The sequence below is a fragment of the Noviherbaspirillum denitrificans genome (genome assembly GCF_002211445.1).
Classification (GTDB): domain Bacteria; phylum Pseudomonadota; class Gammaproteobacteria; order Burkholderiales; family Burkholderiaceae_D; genus Noviherbaspirillum; species Noviherbaspirillum denitrificans.
This window is the reverse complement of record NZ_LSTO01000001.1, coordinates 311,677-318,203: the sequence shown is the minus strand read 5'-3', so window position 1 is coordinate 318,203 and position 6,527 is coordinate 311,677. Positions and strand designations below refer to the sequence as shown.

The 6,527-nt window shown below is 60.9% G+C and carries 9 protein-coding genes; 8 read left to right on the top strand and 1 reads right to left on the bottom strand.

Annotation, left to right across the window (positions count from 1 at the left end; genetic code table 11):
• The first annotated feature begins 96 nt into the window (after positions 1-96).
• The 4 genes from AYR66_RS01565 to AYR66_RS01550 all read left to right on the top strand — a co-directional run bounded on the left by AYR66_RS01565 (position 97) and on the right by AYR66_RS01550 (position 3,893).
• Positions 97-1,026 (top strand): electron transfer flavoprotein subunit alpha/FixB family protein, encoded by a 930-nt coding sequence (locus AYR66_RS01565; protein ID WP_088706048.1) that lies wholly within the window; start codon positions 97-99, stop codon positions 1,024-1,026.
• 154 nt (positions 1,027-1,180) lie between these two features.
• Positions 1,181-2,974: an acyl-CoA dehydrogenase gene (locus AYR66_RS01560; RefSeq protein WP_088706047.1), complete on the top strand. Its 1,794-nt coding sequence runs from the start codon at positions 1,181-1,183 to the stop codon at positions 2,972-2,974.
• A 144-nt stretch (positions 2,975-3,118) separates the two neighbouring features.
• Positions 3,119-3,556: a DUF4864 domain-containing protein gene (locus AYR66_RS01555; RefSeq protein ID WP_088706046.1), complete on the top strand. Its 438-nt coding sequence runs from the start codon at positions 3,119-3,121 to the stop codon at positions 3,554-3,556.
• A 121-nt stretch (positions 3,557-3,677) separates the two neighbouring features.
• Complete coding sequence (locus AYR66_RS01550; protein WP_088706045.1) at positions 3,678-3,893, top strand: DUF1059 domain-containing protein; 216 nt, start codon at positions 3,678-3,680, stop codon at positions 3,891-3,893.
• Positions 3,894-3,902: 9 nt separating this feature from the next.
• On the opposite strand, the gene AYR66_RS01545 is transcribed toward AYR66_RS01550, so the two are convergent.
• Positions 3,903-4,253 carry an NINE protein gene (locus AYR66_RS01545; protein WP_088706044.1) on the bottom strand — a complete coding sequence of 117 codons (351 nt, stop codon included), beginning with the start codon at positions 4,251-4,253 and terminating at the stop codon, positions 3,903-3,905.
• Between the two features lie 204 nt (positions 4,254-4,457).
• On the opposite strand from AYR66_RS01545, the gene rpsP reads away from it, so the two are divergent.
• The 4 genes from rpsP to rplS all read left to right on the top strand — a co-directional run bounded on the left by rpsP (position 4,458) and on the right by rplS (position 6,519).
• Positions 4,458-4,709 carry a 30S ribosomal protein S16 gene (gene rpsP, locus AYR66_RS01540; protein WP_088706043.1) on the top strand — a complete coding sequence of 84 codons (252 nt, stop codon included), beginning with the start codon at positions 4,458-4,460 and terminating at the stop codon, positions 4,707-4,709.
• Between the two features lie 47 nt (positions 4,710-4,756).
• Positions 4,757-5,263 carry a ribosome maturation factor RimM gene (rimM, locus tag AYR66_RS01535; protein WP_214608762.1) on the top strand — a complete coding sequence of 169 codons (507 nt, stop codon included), beginning with the start codon at positions 4,757-4,759 and terminating at the stop codon, positions 5,261-5,263.
• 23 nt (positions 5,264-5,286) lie between these two features.
• On the top strand, positions 5,287-6,036 hold the full coding sequence (gene trmD, locus AYR66_RS01530; protein WP_088706041.1) for a tRNA (guanosine(37)-N1)-methyltransferase TrmD: 750 nt from the start codon (positions 5,287-5,289) through the stop codon (positions 6,034-6,036).
• A 99-nt stretch (positions 6,037-6,135) separates the two neighbouring features.
• The gene (rplS, locus tag AYR66_RS01525; protein WP_088706040.1) at positions 6,136-6,519 is read left to right on the top strand and encodes a 50S ribosomal protein L19; all 384 of its coding nucleotides are present in this window, start codon (positions 6,136-6,138) and stop codon (positions 6,517-6,519) included.
• The last annotated feature ends 8 nt before the right edge of the window (positions 6,520-6,527 follow it).

Here is a 6,527-nt window from a genome sequence, read left to right as displayed (position 1 = left end):
GCCGGCATCAAGGTGCCGGATGTCGCCGCGCTGGTCGACAAGCTCAAGAACGAAGCAAAAGTCATCTAAACAAATTCAGATCAGGAATCCATCATCATGACCGCACTCGTCATTGCTGAACACGACAATGCTTCGCTCAAGGGAAGCACGCTCAACACCATCACCGCAGCCGCACAAGCCGGCGGCGACGTCCACGTCCTGATCGCCGGCCACAACGCCGGCGGCGCCGCCGAAGCTGCATCGAAGATCGCCGGCGTCTCCAAGGTGCTGCTGGCCGACGCCGCGCACTTCGCCGACGGCCTCGCCGAAAACATCGCCGACCAGGCGCTGGCGATTGCCGGCAGCTACTCGCACATCCTGGCGCCCGCCACCGCCTACGGCAAGAACATCCTGCCGCGCGTGGCCGCCAAGCTGGACGTCGGTCAGATCTCCGAAATCACCAAGGTCGTGTCCGCCGACACCTTCGAGCGCCCGATCTACGCCGGTAACGCCATCGCCACCGTGCAATCGAGCGACAGCGTGAAGGTCATCACCGTGCGCACCACCGGCTTCGACGCTGCTGCTACTGGCGGCAATGCTGCGGTGGAAACGATTTCCGCCGTCGCCGATGCCGGCAAGTCCGCCTTCGTGTCGCGCGAACTGGCCAAGTCCGATCGTCCGGAACTGACCGCCGCCAAGGTGATCGTGTCCGGCGGCCGCGGCATGGGCTCGGGCGAGAACTTCAAGATCCTGGAACCGCTGGCAGACAAGCTGGGTGCGGCCATGGGCGCGTCGCGCGCCGCAGTGGATGCCGGTTTCGTGCCGAACGACTGGCAGGTCGGCCAGACCGGCAAGATCGTGGCGCCGCAGCTGTACATCGCGGTCGGTATCTCGGGCGCGATCCAGCACCTAGCCGGCATGAAGGACTCGAAGACCATCGTCGCCATCAACAAGGATCCGGAAGCACCGATTTTCTCGGTGGCCGACTACGGCATCGTGGGCGACCTGTTCGAAGTCGTACCGCAGCTGGTTTCCCAACTCGGCTGATCGCAGGAACGCGGGGCGCCTGACATGTCCGCCCCGCTCAAGAAATCGCTAAATACCGGGCAGGACATGCCGGGTTTGTCGCGTAGCTGACAGGATTTTTCCTGACGCTTCGTAATAATTCCCGCAGTCCTGCCTTTTTCTATTGGAGTCTCTAATGAGTTATGTCGCCCCGTTGAAGGACATGATGTTCGTGCTCAACGAACTTGCCGGCCTGTCCCAAGTGAATGCATTGCCCGGTTGCGAAGACGCGTCCCCGGAAACCGTCGAAGCGGTGCTGGAGGAAAACGCCAAGTTCTGCGGCGAAGTGATTGCGCCCCTCAATGTCATTGGCGACAAGGAGCCGAGCTACTGGCACGACGGTAACAAGGTCACGACCACCAAGGGCTTCAAGGAAGCCTTCAAGGCGTTCGGAGAGGCCGGCTGGCAAGGTGTGCAGCATCCGACCGAATTTGGCGGCCAGGGCCTGCCGAAGCTGGTGGCGACGCCATGCATCGAAATGCTCAACTCCGCGAACCTGTCGTTCGCACTGTGCCCGCTGCTGACCGACGGCGCCATCGAAGCACTGCTGACCGCAGGCTCCGACGAGCTCAAGGCCACCTATCTCGAGAACCTCATCTCCGGCAAGTGGACCGGCACGATGAACCTGACCGAGCCGCAGGCCGGTTCCGACCTGGCGCTAGTGCGTTCGCGTGCCGAGCCGCAGGGCGACGGCACCTTCAAGGTCTTCGGCACCAAGATCTTCATCACCTATGGCGAACACGACATGGCCGAGAACATCGTCCACCTCGTGCTGGCTCGTACCCCGAACGCGCCGGAAGGCGTGAAGGGCATCTCGCTCTTCGTCGTGCCGAAGTTCCTGGTCAACAAGGACGGTTCGCTCGGTGAGCGCAACGATGTGCATTGCGTCTCCATCGAACACAAGCTGGGCATCAAGGCCAGCCCGACCGCAGTGCTGCAGTTTGGCGACCATGGCGGCGCGATCGGCTACCTCGTCGGCGAAGAGAACCGCGGCCTCGAGTACATGTTCATCATGATGAACGCGGCGCGCTTCGCCGTCGGCATGCAGGGCATCGCAGTCGCCGAGCGCGCGTACCAGAAGGCTGTCGCCTATGCGCGCGAACGTATCCAGTCGCGCGACCTCGCCGGTTCCGCCGGCCCGGTGGCAATCATCCATCAGCCGGATGTGCGCCGCATGCTGATGTCGATGCGCTCCCAGGTCGAAGCCGCACGCGCGCTGGCCTACGTGGCCGCCGCCGCATATGACGCTGCACACCATAGCGCGGACGACGCGGTGCGCAAGGCCAACCAGGCCTTCTACGAATTCCTGGTGCCGATCGTCAAGGGCTGGTCCACCGAATTGTCGATCGATGTCGCTTCCAACGGCGTGCAGGTGCACGGCGGCATGGGCTTCATTGAAGAGACCGGTGCAGCACAGTACTACCGCGATGCGCGCATCCTGCCGATCTATGAAGGCACGACCGCGATCCAGGCCAACGACCTGGTCGGCCGCAAGACCGCCCGTGACGGGGGCGCGACCGCCAAGGCCATCCTGGCGCAAGTACGCCGTACCGAAGAGGAACTGTCGGCTTCGGACAATCCGGATCTCGCGGCAATCCGTGCGCAACTGGCAAGCGGGTCGAAGGCGCTGGAAGACGTCGTCAACTTTGTCGTCAACAACATGAAGTCCGACATCAAGGGCGTGTTCTCAGGCAGCGTGCCGTACCTCAAGCTGGCCGGCGTTGTGCTGGGCGGGTGGCAGATGGCCCGTGCTGCGCTGGTTGCCGAACGTAAGCTCAAGGCAGGCGAGGGCGATGCGAAGTTCCACCAGGCGAAGATCGGCACCGCACGCTTCTTTGCGGACCATATCCTGTCGCAGGCGTCCGGCTATCGCACTTCGATCGTTGACGGCAGCGCCGGCGTGATGGCACTGGCCGAAGACCAGTTCTGACGCCAGCCCTCCGGGCAGGTTCCAAAGGCAGTCCGGCGAGAGCCGGCCTGCCTTATTTTTTTGTCAGGGGGTGAACTCTCGGCACTTTTTTCAATCTGCCATATACTGATTTGACAACCCTTTGTTTCTGGTCGGGAGGCGATCATGAAACGGCTACTGGCAACGGCAAGCCTGCTTGCCGGACTTTGTGCACCATGGTGGAGCAGCGCATGGGCGATCGACGATATCACGACCGCCGATGCCATCGCGATCCACGAAGTGGTGCAAACCCAGCTCGAGGCCTTGTCCATCGACGATGCCGTCAGCGCCTTCGAGCAGGCGACGCCCGAAAAGCGCATGCTGATCGGCAGTCCCGACAACTTTCTACGGTTGATCAAGGAAGAATACAACCCGATCTACCGCTACCAGCGCGTGATTTATTCCAAACCTGAAGTGGTCAACGGCGATGCCATACAGATTGTGCGCGTCACCGACGGCAACAGCAGGGTATGGCTTGCGGTGTTCTGGATGCAGCAGGGCGAGGACAGCATCTGGCGCATCGACGGCTGCCAGTTGCTGGAAACAACCAGCGTCTCCATCTGAGTTCGATCTGGATCAACAGTTACGCCCTCGCGCGTCTTGTGAGAGCGTTTTCCCGAACTTATAACGACATAGTGCGGCGCATCGCCGCACGCTTGTCATCTCAAGCGAGGAGGCCAGGATCATGACCCGTAAATACATCGACTGCCGCGAATTCCCAAGCGACACGAACTGCAGCGTTGCCTTGTCCGCCGACACCGACCAGGAACTCCTGGATGCCGCCGTGCAACATGCTGTTACCGTGCATCATCATGAAGACACACCTGAGCTGCGCCAGCAGATCAAGCAAATGTTCAAGGAGGGTACGCCACCCATCGAGCGTCCCATGGCCCACGCATGACCGGATCCGTCAGCCGTAAGCCCCTCCTGTAAACATCAGGTCGAAGGTGCGGGCAATTGCCGCGATGACGGCGATTGCCCCGCCGCCGAAGGTCAGCACCAGCAGGATGACGAGCAGCCAGCCGGAATCCGACTTCCGGCCGGAGTCCCTGTTGTGCGTCTCATCCCACTTCTCGTCGGCAGTCAGGCCGATCATCAGCGCCTCGATGAAGGCGGCAAAGATCGACAGCGGAAACAGCAGCACGTGCACCCACGCCCAACGGTCCTTCTTGCCGTAGAGATAGAACCGGTGGAATCCCAGTCCGCCAAAGATGGCGGCAAGGAAGGTGGCGAGCGTCTTGTTCTTGTGGACTGTGGTCATCGTTCTTGTGGTTTTGTTAAAATCCCGGCTCCCCGCTGGCGGGAAATCCCTCATTTTCGGCTGCGTAGTGTGCATGACAGGGGCGTCCTGTGCAATTTGCCTACGCATCTTCTCGTTGTTCTCTTACCAAACTTGCAGGGGGGGCGAAAAGCGCGCTATAATTCCCGGCTTTTTCCGCCTTCGAACAATTTTTGGAAGCACATTATGGTCGTTATTCGTCTTTCCCGCTCCGGCGCCAAGAAGCGCCCCTTCTACAACATCGTTGCCACCGACTCGCGTAACCGCCGTGACGGCCGTTTCATCGAGCGCCTGGGTTTCTACAACCCGGTTGCTGAAGGCAAGGATGAGGGCTTCCGCATCGCTGCAGACCGCCTGGCTCACTGGCAAGGCGTTGGCGCACAACTGTCCCCGACGGTTGCCCGCCTGGTCAAGGCCGCTGGCAAGGCTGCTGCTTAAATTTGTCAGCCAAGACGGTGTCAGGGGTTCCAATCCCTGAAGATCTGGTGCTGGTCGGTCATGTGACCGGTGCCTATGGCATCAAGGGCTGGGTCAGGATCAGGCCCTATTCCGCTGACGCGGATGCGATGCTGCATGCGAAGACGTGGTGGCTGGACAAGCCTGTCCTGCGCGACGTCGACATGATGCAGTCCAAGATGCACGGCGAAGACGTCGTTGCCCAGTTGATGGGCGTGGCGGACCGCAATGCGGCAGAGGCGCTTAAGGGCGCCGTCGTGCAGATCCGGCGCAGTCATTTCCCGCCGCTTGATGACAACGAGTATTACTGGGTCGACCTTGTCGGCCTGGAAGTAGAAAACCTGCAGGGTGAAGCCCTCGGTGCGGTCGCCGACCTGATGGACAACGGCGCCCATCCGATCCTGAAAGTCGTGGCTCCGGCTGTGGCGGAGGATCAGAAACCGAAAGAGTGGCTGATTCCCTTTGTCGACCAGTTCGTGAAAACGGTTGACCAGGCAGGAAAAAAGATAACGGTGGATTGGGGGCTGGATTTCTAGCCCGGTTTTGGGGATAGGTCGAGATGCAATTTGATGTCGTCACGCTCTTCCCCGAGATGTTCACCGCGATCACGCAGTCGGGCATCACCCGCCGCGCGTTCGAAAAAGGGAAGTGCAGCCTGTCGCTCTGGAATCCTCGCGATTTCACCACTGACAACTACCGCACCATCGACGATCGCCCCTATGGTGGCGGCCCCGGGATGGTGATGATGGCAAAGCCTCTCGAGGCAGCCATCGGTGCGGCAAAGGCGCGTCACGCAGGACAGGGGTTGCCGGCGCCGCGCGTCGTGTACCTGTCGCCGCAGGGCAAGCAGCTGACGCACCAGCGCGTGATGCAGTTGACCGCCGAACCCGGCCTCGTCTTGTTGTGCGGCCGGTATGAAGCGGTGGACCAGCGGTTGCTGGACCGTTGCGTGGACGAAGAAATCAGCCTCGGCGATTTCGTGCTGTCCGGGGGCGAGCTGCCTGCGATGGCGCTGATGGATGCCGTGATCCGGCAATTGCCGGGTGTGCTGAACGACGATGTATCCGCTGTTGAGGATAGTTTCGTCAACGGCTTGCTCGATTGTCCGCACTATACGCGGCCCGATGTGTACGAAGGCGTTGCGGTGCCGCCGGTTCTGATGGGCGGGAACCATGCGGAGATCGAGAAGTGGCGGCGGCAGCAGGCGCTGCTGGCAACTGCAGACAAGCGTCCGGACCTGATCGAGAAGGCGCGCGAAGCGGGATTGCTGACGCGGACCGACGAGAAGTTTTTAAGCAGTTTGAAGTAGTTTGTTGTATCGCGCGGGGTAACCCGTATTTGTAAAACCCCATCCTCTACCGGGCACATTCAATACCAAGCGCCGGCATGATGGTTCAAGGAGCTGAACATGGATCTGATCCAGAAACTCGAGCAAGAAGAAATCGCCCGCCTGGGCAAAAACATCCCTGACTTCGCACCGGGTGACACGGTCGTCGTCAACGTCAACGTGGTTGAAGGCACCCGCAAGCGCGCCCAGGCTTACGAAGGCGTCGTGATTGCGCGCCGCAATCGCGGTCTGAACTCCAACTTCATCGTCCGCAAGATCTCTTCCGGCGAAGGCGTTGAGCGTACCTTCCAGCTGTACTCCCCGCTGATCGCTTCGATCGAAGTCAAGCGCCGCGGTGACGTGCGTCGTGCGAAGCTGTACTACCTCCGTGAGCGTTCGGGCAAGTCCGCACGTATCAAGGAAAAGCTGCCGGCACGCCGTGCAGCTGTGCAGGCTGCAGAGTAATCTGCCTG